14 protein-coding genes are annotated in these 23373 nt (G+C 41.6%); 2 read left to right on the forward strand and 12 right to left on the reverse strand.

Annotated elements, in window-relative coordinates; all coding sequences use genetic code 11:
- Positions 1-109 precede the first annotated feature (109 nt).
- The 5 genes from IPJ86_16785 to IPJ86_16805 all read right to left on the reverse strand — a co-directional run bounded on the left by IPJ86_16785 (position 110) and on the right by IPJ86_16805 (position 5158).
- Positions 110-2059: an Omp28-related outer membrane protein gene (locus tag IPJ86_16785; protein MBK7888878.1), complete on the reverse strand. Its 1950-nt coding sequence runs from the start codon at positions 2057-2059 to the stop codon at positions 110-112.
- 340 nt (positions 2060-2399) lie between these two features.
- Positions 2400-3389 (reverse strand): ketoacyl-ACP synthase III, encoded by a 990-nt coding sequence (locus IPJ86_16790; GenBank protein ID MBK7888879.1) that lies wholly within the window; start codon positions 3387-3389, stop codon positions 2400-2402.
- Position 3390: 1 nt separating this feature from the next.
- A complete protein-coding gene (gene plsX / locus IPJ86_16795) occupies positions 3391-4344 on the reverse strand; it encodes a phosphate acyltransferase PlsX (GenBank protein MBK7888880.1) in 954 nt (317 codons plus the stop codon).
- A 56-nt stretch (positions 4345-4400) separates the two neighbouring features.
- Positions 4401-4586, reverse strand: coding sequence for a 50S ribosomal protein L32 (gene rpmF / locus IPJ86_16800; GenBank protein ID MBK7888881.1), 186 nt, complete (start codon positions 4584-4586; stop codon positions 4401-4403).
- A gap of 32 nt (positions 4587-4618) precedes the next feature.
- On the reverse strand, positions 4619-5158 hold the full coding sequence (locus tag IPJ86_16805; protein ID MBK7888882.1) for a DUF177 domain-containing protein: 540 nt from the start codon (positions 5156-5158) through the stop codon (positions 4619-4621).
- Positions 5159-5399: 241 nt separating this feature from the next.
- Here IPJ86_16805 and IPJ86_16810 point away from each other — a divergent pair, with 241 nt between their 5' ends.
- Both IPJ86_16810 and IPJ86_16815 read left to right on the forward strand, forming a co-directional pair.
- Complete coding sequence (locus IPJ86_16810; GenBank protein MBK7888883.1) at positions 5400-9017, forward strand: T9SS type A sorting domain-containing protein; 3618 nt, start codon at positions 5400-5402, stop codon at positions 9015-9017.
- A gap of 287 nt (positions 9018-9304) precedes the next feature.
- A complete protein-coding gene (locus tag IPJ86_16815) occupies positions 9305-12919 on the forward strand; it encodes a T9SS type A sorting domain-containing protein (protein MBK7888884.1) in 3615 nt (1204 codons plus the stop codon).
- 70 nt (positions 12920-12989) lie between these two features.
- On the opposite strand, the gene IPJ86_16820 is transcribed toward IPJ86_16815, so the two are convergent.
- From IPJ86_16820 to IPJ86_16850, 7 genes are all read right to left on the reverse strand, one after another.
- The gene (locus tag IPJ86_16820) at positions 12990-14477 is read right to left on the reverse strand and encodes a glycosyltransferase family 39 protein (GenBank protein ID MBK7888885.1); all 1488 of its coding nucleotides are present in this window, start codon (positions 14475-14477) and stop codon (positions 12990-12992) included.
- 12 nt (positions 14478-14489) lie between these two features.
- Complete coding sequence (locus IPJ86_16825) at positions 14490-15803, reverse strand: agmatine deiminase family protein (protein ID MBK7888886.1); 1314 nt, start codon at positions 15801-15803, stop codon at positions 14490-14492.
- Positions 15790-16239 carry an agmatine deiminase family protein gene (locus IPJ86_16830; protein ID MBK7888887.1) on the reverse strand — a complete coding sequence of 150 codons (450 nt, stop codon included), beginning with the start codon at positions 16237-16239 and terminating at the stop codon, positions 15790-15792. Before IPJ86_16830 ends, IPJ86_16825 begins: the two co-directional genes overlap by 14 nt.
- Positions 16240-16329: 90 nt before the next feature.
- The gene (locus IPJ86_16835) at positions 16330-16752 is read right to left on the reverse strand and encodes a response regulator (protein MBK7888888.1); all 423 of its coding nucleotides are present in this window, start codon (positions 16750-16752) and stop codon (positions 16330-16332) included.
- Positions 16753-16983: 231 nt separating this feature from the next.
- A complete protein-coding gene (locus IPJ86_16840) occupies positions 16984-20712 on the reverse strand; it encodes a response regulator (protein ID MBK7888889.1) in 3729 nt (1242 codons plus the stop codon).
- Positions 20713-20718: 6 nt separating this feature from the next.
- Positions 20719-21276 (reverse strand): YfiR family protein, encoded by a 558-nt coding sequence (locus IPJ86_16845; GenBank protein ID MBK7888890.1) that lies wholly within the window; start codon positions 21274-21276, stop codon positions 20719-20721.
- Between the two features lie 15 nt (positions 21277-21291).
- On the reverse strand, positions 21292-23280 hold the full coding sequence (locus tag IPJ86_16850) for a TonB-dependent receptor plug domain-containing protein (GenBank protein ID MBK7888891.1): 1989 nt from the start codon (positions 23278-23280) through the stop codon (positions 21292-21294).
- Positions 23281-23373: the final 93 nt, after the last annotated feature.

Below are 23373 nucleotides of genomic sequence, written 5' to 3' on the forward strand. Positions count from 1 at the left end.
GAAAGTGAAAAGTAAAAAAGGGGCAACCGGTATTTATGTTTAATAAGAAGTCCCGGTTAATTAAATAACCGGGACTTCACTACTAATTATGAGAAACTAAATCCGTTCTTTATTCTTTAATAAATTTCAATGCTGTTCTTCCGGTAGAAGTAGTTAATGTCATATGATACATTCCGGCAGACAGATGATTAACATTCCAAAACATTTTGTTCTCACCTTTGCTGATCGTTCCCAAATCCTGAGTCATTACAACTTTTCCAAGTACATCTGATACTGTCAATAACACGTCAGAGGTTTCCTGAAGATGTAATGCAAGATTGATAATATCAGAAGTTGCAGTAGGATAAAGATAAGAACCAACCAAAGGATTGTTTTGATCATTCAAACCTGTAGTAATTACAACCGGGAATTTGTTCGCATTTAAAACTGCGCCGGTTGATGTGTTAATTACAACAGCTGCAATCCATAATTGGCTTTTATCCCAGGCCGCATTGGCAGTTGTTGTAAATTGATAATTATAAGCACCACCTGAAGTGATAGCACCAGGGAGACTACCGCTTTGTCCTCCGAAAGTATTTAACAACGCACGACCAACAAAATTATAATTCATTGAAGCAGCGGGGACCGTTGTGCCGAAGTTTTCAAATCCACCCATTGGTCCATTTGCACCATTACCATATGAATTAGATTGATTGTATGCTGCAGTAGTTCCGGTTACGCTATCTTCAACAACTACAGCAAGGAAACGGTAATCACCATTGAGTGCCTGACTGAACGTGCCGGTAAGATCAACAGTAATTTGATTGTTGGCCAGACTAACTGTAGAAACACCTGAAATCACAACAGGAGGAGCTAATACTATATTGTTCATGAAATTGCCTTCAAGTTCTGATGGGTCAATTTCAGTTCCGCGATTGGGTACAACGCTCGGATAACCACCAATCAAAGCGCCAATTCCGGCATCATAAGCAGCCAATGTCATCGAATCTGCATTGTGTACAGCCACACCTACAAATTGTGAAGGATAGGTTTCAGTCATATAATCCATATAAACAGCACCGCGAGGACACCATTGGCACCATGTCCCTGTACCTTCTTCTGCAAAGTATTTTTTATCAGGATGCGGAGTTACACCTTCAATATTAAATGATGCAGAATTATTGGCAGTACTAATTTCAACAGCTCCATTGTTAATGTTTGTGATGGTAGTGGTGATGGTTTGTGGTCCTGCCAATGTAGTGTAAGGAACAGCCGCCGTTAAGGTATAACTGGAAAGAGGGGCAATAGTTAAACCGGTAACCGTTTGGTTGTAGGTGTTCACGCCATCTGACCATGTAAAATCAAAGGAGGTAATAGGTGTAGTAGCAACATTCGTTAATATCGTTTGTACCGTGAGAGGCAAATTAGTGATATATTTTGAATAAGGAGAAAAAACCGGACGTGCATCATCTTTACCAACTACAGTGCTGCTCACAGCCAGATCCACACCCGCTAATGGTTCATAGATAACTACATCATCAATGGCCCAGCCGTATAACCAGCCGCCTTTGTCATTATATTTAAATCCAATTTGAACATTGGCATTTCCTGCTACACTTGATAAATCCACAAGATTTGACTGCCATCCGTTTCCTGAATTTGCAGATACCACTTGAAGATCAGTAAATGTCACGCCATTATCGGATGTAGCAACAATTTTCGCTTCTTCCACTAACCCTTGATAGGCTAAATTAAAATAGAAGCATTCATAACTCATGAATACAGTTGAAAATGTTGTCAGGTTCATTGGTGGAGTTAGAAAAATATCATTGCTTTTATTGCAATTGCACTTATCGTCATTGGTTGCAGCCATTAAGGTATGTGCAGGAATAGGAAATGATGTGGATTGCACGCTGACATTGTTACCAACGACCCAGCCACCATCGGTTGCCTGAGTAATATTAGACCAGCCGGCAGGAACGGATCCTCCTTCGAAATCTTCAGTTAAGATGTTTGTTTGTGCTTGTGCTATTCCGAGAGAACCGGCAACAAACAACGCCATTAGTAGTTGTTTTTTCATTTTTTAATTTTATGTTTATATTGATTTAATTTTAAGTGAATTCAAAGATGCTTCAAAAGTAAGGTTTTTAGCTGTTTAAACAATTATATTATACCCATTTTAATGTATGACTTTTGTAAGGAAATTTTTGCGACAATAGTAATAGGATATTTGTAAAGTATTAATTGTCAGATGAAAATGGACTGCGAATTTGGAGGATCGTTCTCTCGTCAAACTTATTCCATCTTCCATGCAATGATTCTGACGAGATCACTGGGAGGAGGGGAGGATCTTTCGCAAAAAAGTCAACCTATTTCAGGCAAGGACAAACCTTAAACCTTAAACCTTAAACCTTAAACTTTCAATACGCCCATTTCACCCAAATAGCTCCCCAGGTAAAACCACCTCCGAAAGCAGCAATGATGATGTTATCGCCTTTTTTGAATTTCTTTTCCCATTCCCATAAGCAAAGTGGAATAGTGCCATTGGTGGTGTTGCCGTAACGCTCTATGTTTAAAGTGACTTTTTCATCCGGAAGTCCCATGCGGCGGGCAGTGGCGTCGATAATGCGTTTGTTGGCCTGGTGGGGGATGAGCCAGGAGATGTCTGAGCCGGTGAGATTATTCTTCTCCATGATTTCAGCACTTACATCTGCCATTTTAGTAACAGCGAACTTGAAAACAGTCTGACCTTCCTGATAAACGAAATGTTCTTTAGCTGCAACAGTTTCTAACGTTGCCGGCTTAACGCTACCGCCAGCTTTCTGGTGCAGAAATGCACGCCCTGACCCATCCACTCTCAAAATCGAGTCCATGATGCCGTTACCTTCTTCGTTGGGCTCTAACAGTACCGCACCCCCGCCATCTCCAAAAATAACGCAAGTTGCACGATCGGTGTAGTCAATAATACTCGACATTTTATCTACACCAACCACCAACACTTTTTTATGTGTACCCGTTTCGATGAATTTAGTGGCTGTTGTTAATGCGAAAATAAATCCGGAGCAGGCGGCGTTGACATCATAACCCCAGGCATTCACGGCACCGATTTTATCTGCAATGATATTGGCAGTAGCCGGAAACTGCATGTCGGGTGTGGTGGTCGCACAAATGATGAGTTCGATTTCATCGGCACCAATTCCCCGTTTCTTTAATAAAGGCAAAATAGCCTGAACAGCCATGTCGGAGGAGCCGAGGCCTTCCCCTCTCAGGATATGTCTTTCTTTTATACCGGTACGCGTCTCAATCCATTCTTCATTGGTATCGACGAGTTTCGTAAGGTCGTGGTTGGTGAGCAGATCGGGTGGTACCCATGCATGCACCGCGGTAATCGCAGCTCTAACTTTGGTCATCTTATTGGGTGATGCTTTCGTGTACCGCCTGAGCGATTTTTTCCGTCAGACCGGCAGCGGTAACTTTCCGTGTTATGTGAATCATGTTTTTGATCGCACGGGCATTCGAAATTCCGTGAGCAATGATTACGGGTGCGTTTACACCTAACACCGGCGTACCTCCGTAATTCTCAAAATTAAACCGATCAAAATATTCGTCTTTTATTTTTCTTCTTCTGATGAGGCTGTAAAAAGATTCGGCCAGCTTCAGAATAACATTGCCTGTGAACCCATCACAAACAATAACATCTGCTTTATCATTGAATAAATCACGGCCTTCAATGTTGCCAATGAAATTTATTTCCCTGGTATTTTTCAATAATGGATGAGTAGCCTGACAAAGCATATTGCCTTTTTCTTCTTCTTCTCCAATATTCATCAAGCCCACTTTGGGATTCGGCACTCCATACACATGTTCCAGGAATAGACTACCGAGGATGGCGAATTGTTGCAGGTGTTCAGGTTTACAGTCGGCATTGGCACCGGCATCCAGAAAAAGTCCCCAACTTCCATCTTCCTTCGGAATAACTGAACTAATGGCGGGACGCAAAATTCCGGGAACAGTTTTTACACTGAACATGGCACCCACCATCATCGCCCCACTGTTACCGGCAGAAGCAAATCCGTCAATCTTACCGGCTTTCAGGTGTTCAAAGCCGCGGGAAATACTTGAATCGGGTTTTCCGGCAATGGCTCTGGTGGCTTGTTCATCCATCCCGATCACTTCGGTCGTATGAACAATATCCACCAAGCTGATATCGGCATTCTCACGACTGAAAAGGTCTTTTATAGCTACCTCATCACCGAAGAGTACCAATCTGGTATCACCCTCCAATTCGGGAAGTGACTGAATTACACCCAGAACGACTTCGTTCGGAGCATAATCACCACCCATAATATCAATCCCAATTTTCATCAAGGCCTGTCTGTAAGAAGAGTTATTGTTAAAGGTTAAGAATAGCTATGAGACCATTATGCCTCACGTTCCATTACAATTTTGCCTTTATACATTAACTTTCCTTCGTGCCAGAAGGCGCGATGCCAAAGATGGGCTTCTCCTGTGCTGGCATCAATGGCCAATGTAGGGGCAGTTGCTTTGTAATGTGTACGGCGTTTATCCCTTCTCGATTTCGAGTGTTTGTGTTTAGGATTTGGCATGACTTATTTTTATTTAATTAATTAATATTCAATTAGTTTAATTTAATCTTTCGAAGCACGGACCAACGATCATCCCCTTTTTCTTCCTTCTTTTCTTCCTCTTTTTTATTCAACTGTTTAATATGCTTCAGAATCTCCGGATTGCAACCGGGTAATCCATTGGGCAGGTCCTCATGCACAGGGCTGTAAGGAACTTCAAGTGTAAGGAAGTCGTAGAGGTGATTTTTAAGGTCAATTTCATACGCCGTTTTAGCAATATGAATGGCATCGATATCATCTTCTTCAGGTGTAGGTGTTTCCACCATACGAACAAGAAGCACTCTGTCAATTTCAATAGGAAGTACAAATGCTTCGAGGCATCGCATACAGTCTACAGTGACTTCGCCTTTCATTTTTAATTCCAGTTGCATAGCACCGGAACTTTTATGAAGAACAACATCTACTTCTATAGAAGCACCATGTATAATAGTGCCTTCCCGATCTTTAAAGAACGTATCGTCAATCCGGAATGTGTATTCATGCTGCCCGGTTGGCAACTGGATAAACCGGATAAGATATGGAGACTCAGCCATCTCAGAACGATTATTATTACAGCCGTTTAGGATTAGCTGCAAGGGGTGCAAAGGTAAAGAAATTAACAATTATGTGGAAATATGTTAGTCAGTAAATTTCAAAAGGGGAAGAATTGGCTTTGTTTTATTTTGTAATGACCTGATTTTACCCCGGATTTACCATTATTAACGGAAATTCAAGGGTTTAGATTTTGGATATTTGAGAAGTTCTCCTACATTTGGTTAACCAAAATCCCATACCATGAAGAATTTTTTCATCCCAATTGCTATCGTCCTTTCGGCTTTATTCTCTTCATCTCCCGCTCAAAAGTTCGAAAGCAGCTACAATTTGCCCGGAAATGAGCTGGGCAATGATATTGCCGAATTATCCGATGGCTCAATTGTCACGGTTGGTCAATCTACTTCTTATGGAGCCGGGTTGAATGATATGTTCGTGATGAAAACCACGTCAAGCGGAAGCCTGCTCTGGATAAAATATTTTGGCGGTAGCGGTGAAGATGCTGCAAAAGCCTTGACTATTGGTCCCAATGATGAAATTTATGCTGCCGGTTTTAAGACAGTAGGAAGTTTAAAGGATGGAATGCTGGTGAAGCTGGATGCCAATGGTGTGGCTTTATGGACGAAAACTTTCGGTGGGGCCGGTGCAGATGAAATTACCGATATCGGTTACCGTGGAAACAGACTATACATGACAGGTTATACTGCAAGTGCCGGAGCCGGAGCAAAAGACATCTGGTTTTTAAAAACCGACACTGCGGGAAATAGTATTCAAAATAAAACCCATGGTTATAGCGCCGATGAAGAAGCAAACACCCTGACTTTTACTACAGATGGCAATTTGGTGGTTGCAGGCAGAACGGCAAGCTTCACCGGATTCAATGTGTATACCGTAAAGTTTAATCTTTCAGGCGATACCTTATGGACGAGGAAATTCAATCTGTATCTGAACGGTGGAAACAGTACAACTCCGTCGGCCAGAGGAATTGCGGAACTAACAGACCAAAATTTAGTGATGACAGGATTTGGATCGGATGGGATCGGTAATTATCCAAGTGCTTTTCATTTGCGATTAGATGCCAATGGAAATACGGTTTATCTGAAATGGTCTAATTTACTCTCTGAAGGTGGACTGGATGTTGCAGCTGGAAAGAGCGGGAGCTATTATCTGTTAATTTCATATGGTAATTTTGGAGAGCGGATCGTTTTGAAGAAGTTTAATCAGGCAGGGGTGGAGACGCTCTATAAAAATTATCAATATCCGGGAGGTAATTCTTACGCCTATTTTTCTGAACCTACACGATTAAGGGTGATCAGCGGTGCGAGGCTATTGATAACCGGAGGTAGTTATTTGCACGAGAACAATCGGGATGTATATATTGCTAAATTAGATTCCGGTGGAGTAGCTTATACGTCGGTTGCACCGGTCATCACTTCTTCCGGATCTCTTTCTTTTTGTGCAGGAGGAAGTGTTATATTGAAAGTGCCTTCCGGTTATACACGTTATAGCTGGGGTAAAACACTACCAAATCAACTTTCTTATATGAATGTTGATAATGATTCGTTGTTGGTTACTACAAGTGGATCTTACTTCTGCACAATGTGGAATAGTGGAGGTATGCGGACTACAGCTATAGTACTGGTGAGTGTAACACCACAACCGACCGCTTCGATAACAGCTTCCGGTCCCACTTCATATTGTGCAGCCCTTGGCCAATCGGTAAGTTTATCCACCCCGACCGGCTTCACCGGTTATCAATGGAATCTCAATGGCAACCCCATTTCCGGTGCAACACTTTTTTATCATGCTCCTTCACAAGCCGGTACTTACACTGTCACCGCTAGCAATACTTGTGGAACTTCTGTTTCCACACCCGTTGTAATTAATACCACCACTCCTCCTACTGTGAATATTACTTGCAATTCCGACTATTGTTTCTCCGGGTCAGGAAGCTGTTTATTATCTATGCCCGGGATAGGAGCATTGCAGGTACCCGCCTATTCAGGAGCTACCTATGACTGGTTTGTGAACAATAGTTTATATGCCTCCGGCAATAATGTATTGTTGCCTCCCTATCCCACCGGTGATTATATCTGTAATATTACTACAGCCTGTGGAATGATTTCTACACCTGTATTTAATGTTGCAGGCAGTTTCTATGGGGGGAATGCAATTGAACATTCTGGCGCTGTAACCGGATGCGGAGTGGGATCTTCGGTTGCGCTTCAGGCACCTCCAATTTCTACAGGAAGTTATCAATGGTATTTAAATGGTTTTGCAATTGCAGGTGCTACATCAATTGTGTATACTGCTACTCAAAGTGGTTCTTATCAGGTTAGTTATTTTGATACATATTGTCAGGGTAATCTTTATACAATTCCTTTAGAAGTAACTCTCAATACAACTGCACCGGCTATATCAGCTCCGGGAGGTGCTTCCAGTTGCTCAGGTGGCATTCAGCTTTCGGCAACGCCTGTAGGTCCCGGAATCACCTATACCTGGTATCTCGGAAATTCCATCGTAAGTACAGGCTCATCTTCCACCTTTGTTGCCAATTCATCCGGAGCATACAAATGCTATGTCACTAACCCGGCTTGTGGAAGTAAATTTACACCGGCTATCAATATCAGCATTGGTAATCCGAATGCAGTAGCATCTATCCAGAGTTCAGCAATTTGTTCAGGGAGTACGTCAACCCTTACATGCAGTCCATCATTGACCGGGGTTTATTCTTTTCAGTGGAGAAGAAACGGAAATGCAATTAACGGTGCAATATCGCCAACCTACAACGCCAGCCTTCAGGGTTCATATACCTGTTTAGTTACCAATGCCTGTTCTTCTGTTGTGAGTAATGCCGTTGCCTTAACCGTAAATCCTGTTCCATCCGCAACCATTCAAACTCCTTCCTCAACTGTAGTTTGCACACCCTTATCAGTAATCCTGAACGCGAATAATGTTGCAGGAGCGACTTATCAATGGTATAAGGGTGCTATTATCAGTGGTGCAACACAGTCTTCTTATACAGTAACAACAGCAGGCTCTTATTCGGTAAGAGTGACAGCGAGCGGATGTTCGGCTACAAGTTCACCTGTGGTTCTAACCTCTTCTGCCGGACCTGTTGCTACGTTAACTTCCAGTGGTTATCCTCAAATTTGTAGCGGAGAATCACTCACGTTGAAAGCGCCATCCACAGCCGGTTTTACTTACCAATGGAAGAAGAACAATGCCAATATTTCAGGTGCCACTGATTCCGTTTATAATGCTGTAAGTGCAGGGTCGTATACAGTTGTGGTAACAAATGCCTGTGCTTCGACTACTTCATCTGCTCTGGCGGTCAATGTTAAATCCAAACCATCAGCAATAATTACTCCTTCAGGACCACTCTCCTTTTGCGCCGGTGACAGTGTTACCTTGCAGGCCAATACCGGATCCGGTTATACCTATTACTGGAAGAAGGGTGTAAATAAAATTGCAAATGCCATTAGCTCATTCTACGCTGCAAAAACAGCCGGAAATTATAAAGTGGGAGTTACCAGTAAGTTTGGCTGTTTAAAGGAGTCTTTAGGGGCAATGGTGACTGTTCCTTGTCGCGAAGAGGGAGCAACACCGGAGTTCGTCACTCTAAACGATGTACTGATTTATCCTAATCCTTCTTCAGGTACTTTCAATTTAGATTTTACCAATGTTGTTACAGAAGATGTACGTATTGAATGTACGGATATGCAAGGCCGTTATATAGAAATCTCTTTAGACAAAGTTTCTTCTGAGCAATATACCATTGGTGGAATGGCTGCAGGAGTGTATATGTTGACATTTCGTTCAGGAGAACATGTAACTACTAAACGGATCGTTAAATTATAATAAGCTTTGTGAACTCTACATGTCATATGTTATTTCTTGACTTTTTTCGCAAGAATTTTGGGTGTATTAATCGGAATTAATATTGTGATATTTTGACACGCGATACATGGTGTTTGAAAATACGCGGAGAAAATGGAATAATGAGAGTGGGCTAATATTGGGGTTGGCAGGTTTAACTTTTTATATCCTTTTTTACCCAAAAAAATACTGTATTAACGGAAATTCATAGAGTTATAGTTGTGCATCTGGAAATTTCTCCTACATTTGGTTAACCTAAAACCACCATCATGAAGAACTTTTTACTACCTATTGCTATTTGTCTGGCTGCATTATTTAATCCGATCCTGGCTCAAAAGTTCGAAAACAGTTACAATTTACCCGGCAATGAGCTGGGCAATGATATTGCCGAATTATCCGATGGGTCAATTGTCACGGTTGGTCAATCTACTTCTTATGGAGCCGGGTTGAATGATATGTTCGTGATGAAAACCACATCAAACGGAAGCCTGCTCTGGATAAAATATTTTGGCGGTAGCGGTGAAGATGCCGCAAAAGCCGTGACTATTGGCCCCAATGATGAAATTTATGCTGCCGGTTACAAGACAGCAGGAAGTTTAAAAGATGGAATGCTGGTGAAGCTGGATGCGAATGGCGTGGCTTTATGGACGAAAACTTTCGGCGGGGCCGGTGCAGATGAAATTACCGATATCGGATACCGTGGAAACAGACTATACATGACAGGTTATACTGCAAGTGCCGGAGCCGGAGCAAAAGACATATGGTTTTTGAAAACCGACACTGCAGGAAATAGTATTCAAAATAAAACCCATGGTTATAGCGCCGATGAAGAAGCAAACACCCTGACTTTTACAGCAGATGGCAATATGGTAGTGGCTGGCAGAACGGCCAGTTTTACGGGATTCAATGCGTATGTTGTGAAGTTCACTTTAGCCGGCGATACCATTTGGACAAAGAAATTCAATATATATGCCAATAGTGGATTCAGTTTAATTCCTGCAGTGCGAGGAATTGCTGAATTGTCAGATCAAAATTTAGTGATGACCGGATATGGCTGGGATGGATTGGGAAATTATACGAGTACATTTCATCTGAGATTAAACGCAAATGGTAGTACAGTTTATTTAAAATGGACGAGCCTGCTTTCTGACGGAGGAGTAGATGTAGGCGCAGGAAAAAATGGCAGTTATTATGTCTTGCTGTCTTATAGCAATTTCGGATCAAGGATCGTCTTAAAGAAATTTGATCAGGCAGGTACAGAGACATTGAATAAAGCATTCCAGTACCCGGGTGGACAATCTTACGCCGCTTTTTCAGAGCCCGTCAGATTAAGGGTCATTAGCGGCGCAAGATTATTGCTGACCGGTAGTAGTTATTTGAGAGAAAATAATTCCGATATTTTTATTGCAAAACTAGATTCTAACGGCGTAGGCTATACGACACCTGCCCCTTCCATTACTGCTTCAGGGCCGCTTGCTTTCTGTGCCGGCGGAAGTGTTATATTAAAAGTGCCTTCCGGTTATACCCGGTATAGCTGGGGTAAAACGCTTACAAATCAACTAACATATATGAATGTTAATAATGATTCATTGGTGGTCACATCCAGCGGACATTATTTCTGTACAATGTGGAACAATAATGGAATGCGTACAACAGGGATGGTCTCCGTCAATGTTACACCTCAGCCACTCGCCACTATAACAGCTTCCGGCCCCACTTCGTTTTGTGCTGCCGTTGGGCAAACGGTGAGTTTAACGACGCCTACTGGTTTCACAGCATATCAGTGGAATCTGAACACTAACCCCATTTCTGGTGCAACAAATAGTTCGTATATGCCTACCCAGTCAGGTTCGTATACTGTCACTGCCAGCAATACGTGCGGAACTTCTGTTTCAACCCCTGTAGTAATAAACACCACTACTATTCCTCCTGTAAGTATATCTTGTGATTCATGGTCTTGTTTTTCTGGATCAGGTGGTTGTTTTAGTTCCCCTGGCACATTAAGTGTACAACCCTATTCAGGTGCAACCTATAGCTGGTATGTGGATAATGTTTTATATAATTCAGGAAGTAGTAATATCGTTTATCCACCTTATCCACCTGGTGATTATACTTGTACCGTGACCACAGCTTGTGGAAGTACAACAACAATTCCTTTCTATGTGTATCCCGGAGGTACATCCGGAGGAAGTGTCATTGAGTATTTCACACTTGTAAATGGTTGCGGAGTGGGCTCATCCGTCGAATTATATGCACCTTCTTTTTCTTCCGGACCTTATCAATGGTATTGGAATGGTAGTCCTCTCGCCGGAGCTACGTCTTCTCAACTTACTGCAACGCAGAGCGGGTACTATGAAGTAAATTATTATGATGATAATTGCATGACATTTCTTACCACCGATCCCCTACAAGTAACGCTTAATACAACGGCGCCCGGGATATCTGCTCCGGGAGGCGCTTCCAGCTGTGCGGGAGGAGTCCAGCTTTCTGCAACACCTGTAGGTCCCGGTATCAATTATTCCTGGTATCTCGGAAATTCGATATTAAGTTCGGGACCATCGGCTACATTTACAGCAAACGTAACAGGTGTATATAAATGTTATGTGACTAACCCTGCCTGTGGAAGTAAATTTACCAATACTATAAATATTAGTATTGGTATTCCAACTGCTGTGGCATCTATTCAAAGTGCAGCAATTTGTTCCGGAAGTACCTCCAATGTGAGTTGCAGCCCTTCATTGACGGGTGTTTATTCTTATCAGTGGAGAAGAAATGGGACTGCGATTAGTGGGGCCACCTCTCCATCATATAGTGCAAGTCTTCAGGGTTCCTATACTTGCCAGGTTACCAATGCCTGTAGCTCAGTGGTGAGTAATGCAGTTTCTTTAACTGTGAATCCTTTACCTGTTGCAACTATTCAACCTCCTGCATCTACAATAATTTGTACTCCTTTGTCAGTTACATTGAATGCATCTCCGGTTGCAGGTGCATCCTATCAATGGTATAAAGGCAGTTTAATCAATGGTGCTACCCAGTCTTCTTATGCCGCTACCTCAGCAGGCTCTTATTCGGTAAGAGTTACATCGGGAGGATGTTCGGCCACCAGCTCTCCGTTGGTATTAACGGCGTCTTCCGGACCGGTAGCTACAATAACCTCCAGTGGTTATCCTCAGATTTGTAGCGGAGAATCACTCACGTTGAAAGCGCCATCCACAGCCGGTTTTTCTTATCAATGGAAAAAGAACAATGCCAATATTGCAGGTGCCACCGATTCCGTTTATGGTGCGACAGCTAATGGTTCATATTCGGTAGTCGTTACAAATGCATGTGCGTCGGCAACCTCATCCGCTATTGCTCTTACAGTTAAATCGAAGCCGGCGGCGGTGATTACTCCTTCAGGTCCGCTCTCGTTTTGTTCCGGCGATAGTGTAACCTTGCAGGCCAATACCGGATCGGGATATACTTATTACTGGAAGAAGGGAGCGAATAAAATCGCAAATGCGATAAGTTCATTCTACGCTGCAAAGACGGCCGGCACCTATAAAGTAGGTGTCACCAGTAAGTTTGGTTGTTTAAAGGAATCCTCAGGAGTTATTGTGACTGTGCCTTGTCGGGGAGATGGAACCTTACAAGAAAGCTTTAGTCTGAATGATGTATTGATTTATCCAAATCCTTCATTCGGTAATTTTACCATTGATTTTACCGGAGCTCCTATAGGAGATGTTCGCGTGGAATGTACGGATATGCAAGGTCGTTATATAACAGTAGCTGTAGATAAAATTTCTACGGATCGATATTCTATCAGTGGATTGGCTGCTGGAGTGTATTTGGTGACCTTTGTTTCACAGGATCAAACAACAACAAAGCGAATCATAAAACTTTGATGATTGCTGAAAAGTAAAAACAGCTTATTGAAAAGTATCCGGCACTTTGTGGCTTTAGGGTGACATGTACTTATTGGATGACCTTGTAAATTTCAAAGTCTCCGATACTTTTTTGTAGTGTTATCCCTGACGGTGGCTGAGTTGGATCGATGATTTCTCCCTTTCGGATATACAACCATTTCCCTCCTCGCTTGAGTGCTTCTTTATAGGCTGTTGCTCCATTGTTTTCTTTCTCAAAGAATTCTTTGCTGTTTCCAAAGGAAAACCCCTTCTTGTGTAGGAAGTACAGCCAGATGCAACCTGAATTATCCGGTCCGGTGATGACGAGATCTTCAGAAGGAACTTCTTTTATGAGTAGCTGCAATTGCTTTTGGTCTGCAAATTGTGCCGGTATACCTAAATCTGCTTTCATCCAACGTGCGGGCATAATACGAATGGATGCCAGTGCCGGTTGAATCATGAGAAGTGCCCATGCAATCAAATGGTATTTACGTTCAAGGCAAAAGCGGATGCCTTTAAGAATGATGAACGTCGTAATTAATAATGCCGGGAGAAGATAGTATTGATGAACACGCATTTGTTCCAGCATCATAAAATACCAGACCAGGAAGGCAAGACCTGCCACAAAAAAAGGAGAAGCATAGAATCGTCTTAAAGATGTTGCACGAAGGAGTAATACGCTTCCAAGCATGAAAAAAATGAAATTGGAGTAGTTTAGCAAGAGTTCCGGAAAATCACTGATTACATTTCTCTTTATGGTAGCGTAAATTATTTCAGGATCCGTGATGGGCCGAATGTTAATGACATAGTCATGTAATCCGGATAATTCAATTAGCCGGTTCGCATAAATATACCATCCGCAAATTAGGGTGGTGGATAAAATTCCGGGCAATAACCAATGTTTCAAGATGGAGGTAGAAGAAGTCAGCTGATTTCTACTTTTTATAAAAAGACTCACAGCCATGAATATACCAAAGAGTCCATATTGTATTTTAACAAGACCTGCAAGTGTGATGAATAAAAATGCAAGAAGAAGTGAAACATGCTGCGGTCTGTTGATCCATTTATAAGTAAAATAGAGTGCAGCAAAAGCAGCAGAAAATGCAAGTATATCCGGTAAAGCGTTTATGCCATGGTAAAATAACTCGGGCGACCAGCAGATGACCCATGCGGCTACGGCGCCAAAGAAAGCGTTTCCGGTTAATAAGCGAAAGAATCCGGCTGCGGCAAGGAGGCCCGCTGTGGTCAGGAGCAATGAAAATAATCGATGGACATAATAATGTTCTCCTGTGATGAAATATATTTTTGAAAGGAGCCATTCATAGGCAGGAAATTGCATGCCGGTCACCCCGTCTGTATCGAATCTCCTGTCAACACGGGGCTTTAGTATGTCATCATCTTCTTCATGAAAATTTCGGGCTACTGCCAGCGTATTGCATTGCCTCCATACATGAATACTGCACGGCGGAAGGTGAATGAAGGGAAGATGTAAAATAATATTTAATGCCAGAGTGATGACCAGAAAGACACGAGGTTTTTCCTGAAGATAATGTATCACTCGTTTAACAGGTTAGTGTTGAACAACTATTTTTCTGTAATCCAGTGTATGCTCCGTCCGGATGCGAATGAAATATACACCGGCAGCAAGTTGAGATGCATCGAAGAAGAATTTATTGCTTTCTTTTTTTAATGCGCCTGTGGAAATGAGCTGCACCATTCTTCCGGTAGCATCGCATAGCATGATATCCGCCGAGGATAAAGGTTTGTTTTCAATGGAGATGCAGGTGATGCCACGACAAGGATTTGGGAATACATCGATCTTCATTCCGGAACCATTGTTTTCTGTCAGGGACGTAGTACCTGTCACTTCAAACCTCCAGTTACCCGCGGGGGCAGGCAAGGGTCGAACTTGTGTTTTACCACTTACGGCAGTCGCACCTATATAATAGTATACTTTAGTTCCAACTGTCTGTGCCGGAATTGCTCCGTCCCACATGAATGTTCCAGCGGGATTCATGCTCACCGATTGCCAGGGCTGAAGCGTGTCTGTACGCCAGTAGAGTGTAGCAGTTGAGATTCCACTGCGATGCTGAATACGTGCGGAGACAGTATAACTGTTAAGCGTATCCGTTGTATTGGGTAATGCCTGATGGCTGATCAACAGCGGGTCGTTGGTACCTACTTCTTTCGTGATGCAGTGTAAAGCCCCTAATGCTCCGATCATGGAGATGCAATTAATAGGTACAATGGTGTATCCCGGAAGACTTTCTTCGTAAATCCTGACCGCCGTTGTATCTTCAGAAATGCCGTAAACTGGAAGGATAACCGTTTTATTAATAAAGGAGGAGTTCGTATACGTGAAATAATCCCCGCCATTATTAGGATATAGATTGTTATCATCCGGCATAGGTATACGAATCACTTTATATGGTGTACCATAGACCGAGTTGTAATTAGCAAGTACAAATTGAAGATTGGCTTCGATCTGTGGTCCATCAGCCACTCCGGGTGGATATTCACCCACCAGCAAGGTTTCCTCATCGAGCAACTTCATGTGCATATCAATATGATGAATGACATCATAAGGCAGCTTATCCATAATAATGTAACGGTTGATCCCCATGAATTGCTTCATGATCGTATCTACCTCCGCCGGGGTATGGTTAATTCCAAAACCACCGGCACTGGAGTTTTCTTCCAGCACTAACTCTGATGAAAACCCTGTACCGAATCCATCGGTCATGAAATTACCGCCTGTATGAACAAGATTCCATGGAGCCGTTGTGGTTTGATAAAGTGGGGTTCCAATATAATTAGATACGGCAACAGGAACAGCATCATCCGAAGGACGCGGTCGGTTATATATCCAGTCAATGGTGATCAAGGAGTCTACGTCGTTTGTGTAAGCACTCGGGGCCATAGTCGCGTGCCCAAACAGAGTTAACCGGAGCCGCGAGAAAAGTGACATTTATAGTGTCAACACCTCCGGAAGCAAGATAACTCGTGAGGGAAGTAGGATTATCCGGTGTAGCATAAACGATTATAACCCTTGTTTCTGCCTTTGCCGCAGCAACAATCTGTCTTAAGATGGTTGGATAAGATTTCCATCCTACTACTAATGCCTGTAATTCTTCCCATTCCGCAATAGTCCGCACCGGACTCGAGGGAGGAGTAACGGCAGCAGTGGATTCACCGGAGCGCGTGGATATATACCCGGGCATTAAAGCTCTCTCCGCAGGAGACAAAAAGTGATCTTCCTGAGCAGAAAGGTTTCCAATGATGGTCGTTAAGAGTAGAAAGATTAAAAGATATTTTTTCATAGCATGTTTCACAGTTCACTATAAAAGTAAAAAAAAAGCCTTCCGGATGAACAGGAAGGCCGTAATATCTTGACAGATAAGGTTTAAAACTTATTTCATCTGGTTCTTAGACACCATTTCATTCTTTCGGGATAAAGATTTTTCTTCGTAGAAACTGGTTTTATTTCGGGTTAATTCAATGTCAAGCGGTTTGTAAATGATTTCAATAGTGCCGGCTTCAAAATCTTCCAGGTGTGGACTTTCTCTTTTCGATAAGGCGGTAACGAGTAAAATGGGAATATGGGAAGTTTTAGGCTTTAATCGCAGTGCTTTTGCTACATCTATTCCATTCATATCATCCAATCGGTAATCCAACAGAATCAGATCGAAATCTTCCAGTTCTGTCATTAAAAGTGCTTCTGCACCACTGGTCGCTGAAAGAAAGTGGCGGTGATCTTCTGCAAGTATGCTTTCAAGTGTCAGCAAATTTTCCGGTCTGTCATCAACTAATAATATCCTGATCTTATTATCCATATATTCGTTCTCCCGAACGGAACTTTGTACTTTTAGTTTTTGAAATTGTTCTGTTTATAAGTCTTCATTTTGAAGAATTATTACAGAATAACTATTATTAGGGAGGACATAGCGGTCGTATTTTCCAAACGGATTGACCTTTACCTATCGAAGGGAATTTCAGTGTTGGAGCACCTTCTTTCCATTTTGTACAAACCTGCTTCTATAATTTTTTTCCATTAAAATACAGCATTATTTATACAACCAAACTTTCATCAGCGAGATCAGTTGATCTACCTGTATGGGCTTGGTCAGATAGTCAGATGCGCCGGATTCCATACATTTTTCGCGATCTCCCGTCATGGCTTTTGCAGTGACAGCAATCACGGGTAAATGTTCCCATTCCGGATTTTTGCGGATTTCCCTTGTCGCTTCATAACCATTCATATTGGGCATCATGATATCCATAAGGACCATGTCGATATTGTTGTTTTCCTTTAGAAGTGCTATCGCTTGCTCCCCGTCATATGCACAAAGAACCTGAATACCTTCTTGTTCCAGTATGTTAGTCAGAGAATAGATGTTTCGCATATCGTCATCGGCGATAAGTACAACTTTTCCCAGAAGCATATTCTCCATGCGCTCTTTTACCTCGGAATATTTGATGCTCCCATTTTCGACTTGATGGAGAAATGACTTAGCATTGTCAAGTAGTTTTTCTTTTTCTTTATTCGGATCTAACGTCACTAATGCTTCCACCTCATCAAATAGGGATGTGTCATCATTTTCAAAAACAAGGGTGGGTATGTTTTTCAAACTTTCAAGATGTTTGGTTTTATCCAGCCAGTTGGAATCAGTGATTCCTGTTCCGATGATGAAACCCGAATAATAATTGTTCTTGGCGAGTTCTGCACATTCTTCAATCGAAATGGCATTTTTAATTTCAACTTCTTTTTCTCTCTCCTTAAGTTTCTTAATGATCTTCTCGATTTCTTCGTTTTTGCCTCCCAGGAACAGTAATTTTTTGACTGGTTTTATTAAGGGGTCAATGCCGATAATAAGATCTTCCATTTCTTGTTTACCCGCAGGCTTACTCAGGTAACTACTTGCGCCCATGTCAAGACCCAATTGTCGTTTATCTACTGAAGAAATAATGTGAACGGGAATATGCTTTAGTTGTTCATTTTCTTTGAGACTTTTGAGGACTGTCCATCCATCCATTACCGGAAGTCTTAGATCAAGAATGATGGCAAAGGGTTTATAGCGTTGTGCATAAGTGAGTCCCTGTTCGCCCTGGAGCGCAATGACGGCTTTATAATTGAATCGATGACATTGATTCATAAACATGCGTGCAAAAACATAATCGTCTTCAATGATCAATATTGTTTTATCGCCCTGTTGTAAATTATTGCGGTCATCCCGAATTTCATCTTCATTGTATAAATTGTTATCTTTTACAAGGGACACTGCTTCGTTTCGGGAGTCATTTACAATAGTTGTATTTGAATGTGTATCGATAAAATTGGCTGAGTTTTCATTGTCTGCCACAGGGAGAAAGATGGTGAATTTGCTGCCCGCGCCTTCTATGCTTTCAAGAGTAATTTCACCACCCATCAGATTGACAAGTTCACGGCAGATGGCTAATCCTAATCCGGTTCCACCAAATCTTCTGCTTGTCGATCCATCTGCTTGCTGAAAGGCTTCAAAAACTTGTTTTTGCTTATCCTCAGGAATTCCAATTCCGGAATCTTTAACAGAAATGCTTATCACCTTATCCGATTGAAGCAACGTTTTTTCTTTGAATATCGTATCGGAAGGCGCATAATCAATTTTGAAATCAACAGTACCATTTTCAGGAGTGAATTTAAAGGCATTGGAAAGAAGGTTTTTCACCACTTGCTCTAATCTTACCCGATCTGTGTAAACGCATAGCCTTTCATCCGTTTCTGAAACATTGAAATTGATCCGCTTGTCTTCGGCATAATCTCTGAAAAGTAAGTGAATATCTGTTGCAAGATTTTTTAATACCAGCTTTTCATTCTCAAATTCTATTTTACCTGCTTCAATTTTTGAAAGGTCAAGGATATCATTGATCAGGTTGAGTAGATCGTTTCCGGATTTATGTATGATTTGAGCATGTTCAATTTGTTTCTCATCCAGGTTTTTCTTTTTATTATCAGACAATAATTTGGCAAGAATGAGAATACTGTTAAGAGGAGTACGCAATTCGTGACTCATATTTGCCAGAAATGCCGACTTGTATTTATTACTTTGTTCAAGTTGTTCTGCTTTAAACACAAGACTTAATCTCGCATCTTCAATTTCTACATTTTGTTGTTGAAGGAGCTGCGCTTTTTCCTGAAGTTGGTTATTAACCTCTTTCAGCTCCTCCTGTTGAGACTTCAATTCTTCTTCGGACTGACGAAGGAGTTGAGATTGTTTAGTCAGTTCGTCATTAATTTTTCTTAACTCCTGTTCCTGATATACCAACTCTTCTGCTTGCTTGCGTGATTCTTCAAGTAGCTGACTGGTGATAAGATTAGCTCGGAGACTGAACAAACTTGCTGCTATGGGCTCAGCCATCTTTTCCAGAAGTTCTTTCTTCTCTGTTGTAAATGGATTTATTGAAGCAATTTCAATCGCGCCTACTACTTTTCCGCTGGTCGCAAGGGGTATAATGATAATATTGCAGGAGGAAGATTCAGTGATACCTGTATCTATGGTGAAATAAGGGTCGTGAATATCAGAAAGACAAATGGTTTTATTTGAAGCGATCGCCTGTCCTATCAAACCTTCTTTAAGTTCATACCTTTTACTGTTTATGATTTTGTTGTTCAACGCAAAATAGGAGCCCAGCTGAATATGAAGATCATTTAAATCATCATTGTGAAGCAGGAAAATGGCCGCTTGTTGCACTTCCAGCCGATCAACAATGTTTTCAATAATTTTATCCAATAACTCGTTAAAATCACCCGTACCTGCACGCATGATTTCATTTAACTCTGCAAGCCCTTCTGCCATCCATGCTCTTCGCATTTCAATTTCGGAGGCTTCCTTCAATTGATTGCGCATGTGCAGGAGCGCGTGACCCTGAACATCATTCGAGCTTAGTGGCTTGTACGGTTGATCAAAATTGCCTTTGCCGATTTCTTCCACAAAGGTTGACGTGTGACGAAATCCGTCTACCATAAATCGTAAAGCCTGCATCATTTCACCTACTGCATTGGATGGAAATTTCATCTTGAGCTCAGGTAATTCTCCTTTGCCCATTTGCATAATTATACTTCGTACCTGCAGGATAGGAAAAATAATAGAACGGCTTATCACAAAACCGGCAAATAAAATGGAGCAGATAATTAAAAGCGCAATTCCAAGCACGATGACCATGAGCGTGTTGAAACTGTACAACATTTGATCTTGTTGCTGTGCCGCCAAACCTGATCTTGCGGCCAGAATCTCTTTTAGTTCTTCTGTAATTACTTCTGATCTGGGTATTATTTCTCTTTCCAGAATTTCTTCTGCAGCAAATCTTTTTACCGGATCCTGATAGTCTTCAAAAGTAATCAGTTGTCTCATGATTTGTGAATGATACCCGGTCAGAATATCATATTCTTTGAAAATCCGATCCATTTTTGCGACATGTGCAGTGTCTTGCCAATGTGTCATTAGCCCTTTTAACCGGCCTCTTAGTTCGATATAGGAATAGTTGTTTAACTGCTTAAGACTGTCTTTGTCGGATTGGTTGTTTGGCAGATACACCCAGTTCGTAGCCAGCATTCTCGAGCGCGTAACGAGAAGATTGAAACGCGATATGGAGTTCAGGGAGGGATTGGTATTGTTTACCAGTTCGCTCGTGATATTATGACTTTTCTTTATCGTGTACGTGCTGAACACAGCATTTACAATCGCAATAGCAATGACCACGAAAAATACAATGTAAATTTTCTTGTCAATTTTTTTAAAGGACCTTGGCTGTTTCATAGTTATTTAGCGGCTGTTGTTTGCAAGATTAATAAGGTGGTTTGAAACCTTAAGTCCCTGCTTTTTTAAAGCGGAGTTGTTAAGTTCAAATCTTAAGTGATTATCTTTTTCAATAATATTTATTCCGGATCCTTTTCCAATCATTCCTTTGCCCTCAGAAATAATGAGTAGCCCTTTGTCTGAATATTGGTCTAGAATTTTATTTATTTTGTCACTGTTGCTTGCGGGAATAAAAAGAATGTGGCTGCTTGTAATTTCAGATAAATCATGAATTACTTTTATTTCAACTGTTCTGTCGAACACTTTTCGGCCCTTCATAATTTCTTCCAGCTTTTCTTTGACAGGCGAATTACCAATAATACCAATGGTAAATTTTGAATGCTGCTGCATATGCGTAGGCCATTCAATATGTTTAGTGAAGTTATAGATGAAAAGCGCCTTGAGTGTATTTTCATCAGAGGTACTATTGTTTTGAAAAGGTATACCGGCCCCACAAAATACGATCATAGAAAACAGCAGAAAGGCTATTTTTCTAATGAAACGAATTGGAGGTGTGGTTTGCACGGGAAGAATTACTTTTTAGAAGTTCTGGTAGGTAATGCGTAGTTGATATTCACGTTGCATGCCCGGTAAAGGCGCGTGATTGCTATTGTAGGGTTGGATAAACCACTCTTGCTGATCCAGAATATTCCGGACACTAAACCTTGCGCTTAAGCCTTTGATTTTAATGAAACGATATTCAAGATGTGTATTTACAAGATGAAATCCGGGATAGGTTTTATATATCGCCTCCTGGCTGGTTTCATCAACAGCATGGATTCCATACCTTTGTGATATCCACGAATAACTTCCGCCAATTTGAATGGCAGGATGAATCATATAGTTGAAGGAAGTGTTGATTTTGTATTTGGCCAGTCCGGGATGATAGCCTTCCTGCCCGGGTACACTGTAAATATCCACTCCATTTTCATTATTGGCGGTATAGAAAGACGAGTTGAATTGAATTCCGCCCCATTTTTTCTTGAGCTGAATAACGGATTCAAATCCACTTGTTCCGGTAGAGTTATAATTAGTATAGGCATCACTGTTATAGAGTGTATCGAAGTAGTAAACAATCGGATCATTGGTTGTGATGTGGAAGGCATTTAAAGTGAAGTATATATCACTGGTCAGTTTAATGCCCGCTTCCAATTCGTAAACGTTGGTGTATTCCGGTTGAATATTTGTTGATAGATCTATGTTTTGTGTACTAGGGGCTCTGAATGCCCGGCTGTATAGTGCTTTTAAATGGAATTTGTTAAATTCACGTGTAATTCCAATGCGGGGCACAAATGAGTTTTCATAGCGCTTGTTATGATTGAAACGTATGCCTGTAATGATATTGGCCCATGTTGCTGCATATAGTACCTGCCCATAGGCTGCAAGATTATCATTGGTGAATTGATGGGTTCCGGTGGTTTGAAAAATTTCACCTTCCAGTTCATTGGTTGATTCGTTTCTGTTCCATGTGATACCTCCTGATAAATTCAATTCTTTGTTAAAGTCATACGAAGTATTTAAAGCAGCCTGATATCCAATGGTAGTAATCAGAAAGGGTTCGTTGTAACTGTTTACTTTGGAAGTGGGTGTGCTCCAAGGGCTTTGCCGGGAAATTTGAATACTGGGGATTAACTTGAACTTATTTCCTTTCTTCCATTCATATTTAGTTTCAATAGCGTTGCTTGTGAAGTTCATCCATTCAGCACTTTCGCCAATTTCGATGTACTCATCTCTGCTCTTTACCTGATAATTGTCGCTGATAAGACGAACATAGAGATTCCCAATATTTCCACCGGCATTGAGAAAGTAACTTCGGATATTACTTTGTCCCTGCATAGAATAGGAGGAACCATAAACATCACTATAATTCTGATGACTTCTTTGTGACTCGGACCCATTGAACTTTATTGAAAATGCACCCTTAGTTCCTGCATGGCCACCATATAAACTAAAAGTTTTCCTTCCAAAATCTTTTGCAGTGGTGCTCTGATAGGCCGTCGCTGATGTTTCAAATTTCGTTTTTGGATGGCGTGTGATAATATTTATGACAGCATAAGCTGCAAATCCGCCATGCAAAGCGGAGCCCGGGCCTCTGATGATTTCTATCCTTTCAACGTTTTCGACGGGATAATGATTGCCAAATTGGAGTGTGGAGTAAAGACTCTCGTTCATCTCCCTGCCGTCAATGAATAAAACTACCTTGCCCTCGTGTGCCCAATTCCCTCTTATTCCCAGTCCAACTATTCCCTCTACATCGGCACCAAATTCAAATCCGGGTACCAAACGCAATACTTCCATAAGGTCGCGGGCTCCCTGATTTCGGATATCCTCAGCTGTAATGTAAGTTACGATTCCGGGCGATTGCCGTGGTGTCAGTTCTTTTATTGAGGCCACCGTGATCTTGATGTTCATCAATTCCTCCAAACTCAGTGAATCAAATGATGGTGACATAACCGCTTGATTCTGACCATGAGCAGGTTGGTTAAGCAGCAGTACTAGCAGGGCTAAGAAGCGATAGAAATGAATCATGGAGTTGATTTTAGCATTCCCTGTTTACGATGAAAAGGAAGAAAGGTTATAAAAGAAAAGGGCCCTTTTCGGAGCCCTTTTTCAAATACATTT

The organism is Bacteroidota bacterium (assembly GCA_016713925.1).
In the GTDB taxonomy this organism is placed as follows: domain Bacteria; phylum Bacteroidota; class Bacteroidia; order AKYH767-A; family OLB10; genus JAJTFW01.

Coding starts and splice junctions, on each gene's coding strand:
- plsX (MBK7888880.1), bottom strand. CDS start 4,344: ATGAAAATTGGGATTGATATTATGGGTGGTGATTATGCTCCGAACGAA.
- IPJ86_16815 (MBK7888884.1), top strand. CDS start 9,305: ATGAAGAACTTTTTACTACCTATTGCTATTTGTCTGGCTGCATTATTT.
- IPJ86_16850 (MBK7888891.1), bottom strand. CDS start 23,280: ATGATTCATTTCTATCGCTTCTTAGCCCTGCTAGTACTGCTGCTTAAC.
- IPJ86_16840 (MBK7888889.1), bottom strand. CDS start 20,712: ATGAAACAGCCAAGGTCCTTTAAAAAAATTGACAAGAAAATTTACATT.
- IPJ86_16790 (MBK7888879.1), bottom strand. CDS start 3,389: ATGACCAAAGTTAGAGCTGCGATTACCGCGGTGCATGCATGGGTACCA.
- IPJ86_16835 (MBK7888888.1), bottom strand. CDS start 16,752: ATGGATAATAAGATCAGGATATTATTAGTTGATGACAGACCGGAAAAT.
- IPJ86_16830 (MBK7888887.1), bottom strand. CDS start 16,239: ATGAAAAAATATCTTTTAATCTTTCTACTCTTAACGACCATCATTGGA.
- IPJ86_16805 (MBK7888882.1), bottom strand. CDS start 5,158: ATGGCTGAGTCTCCATATCTTATCCGGTTTATCCAGTTGCCAACCGGG.
- IPJ86_16785 (MBK7888878.1), bottom strand. CDS start 2,059: ATGAAAAAACAACTACTAATGGCGTTGTTTGTTGCCGGTTCTCTCGGA.
- IPJ86_16810 (MBK7888883.1), top strand. CDS start 5,400: ATGAAGAATTTTTTCATCCCAATTGCTATCGTCCTTTCGGCTTTATTC.
- rpmF (MBK7888881.1), bottom strand. CDS start 4,586: ATGCCAAATCCTAAACACAAACACTCGAAATCGAGAAGGGATAAACGC.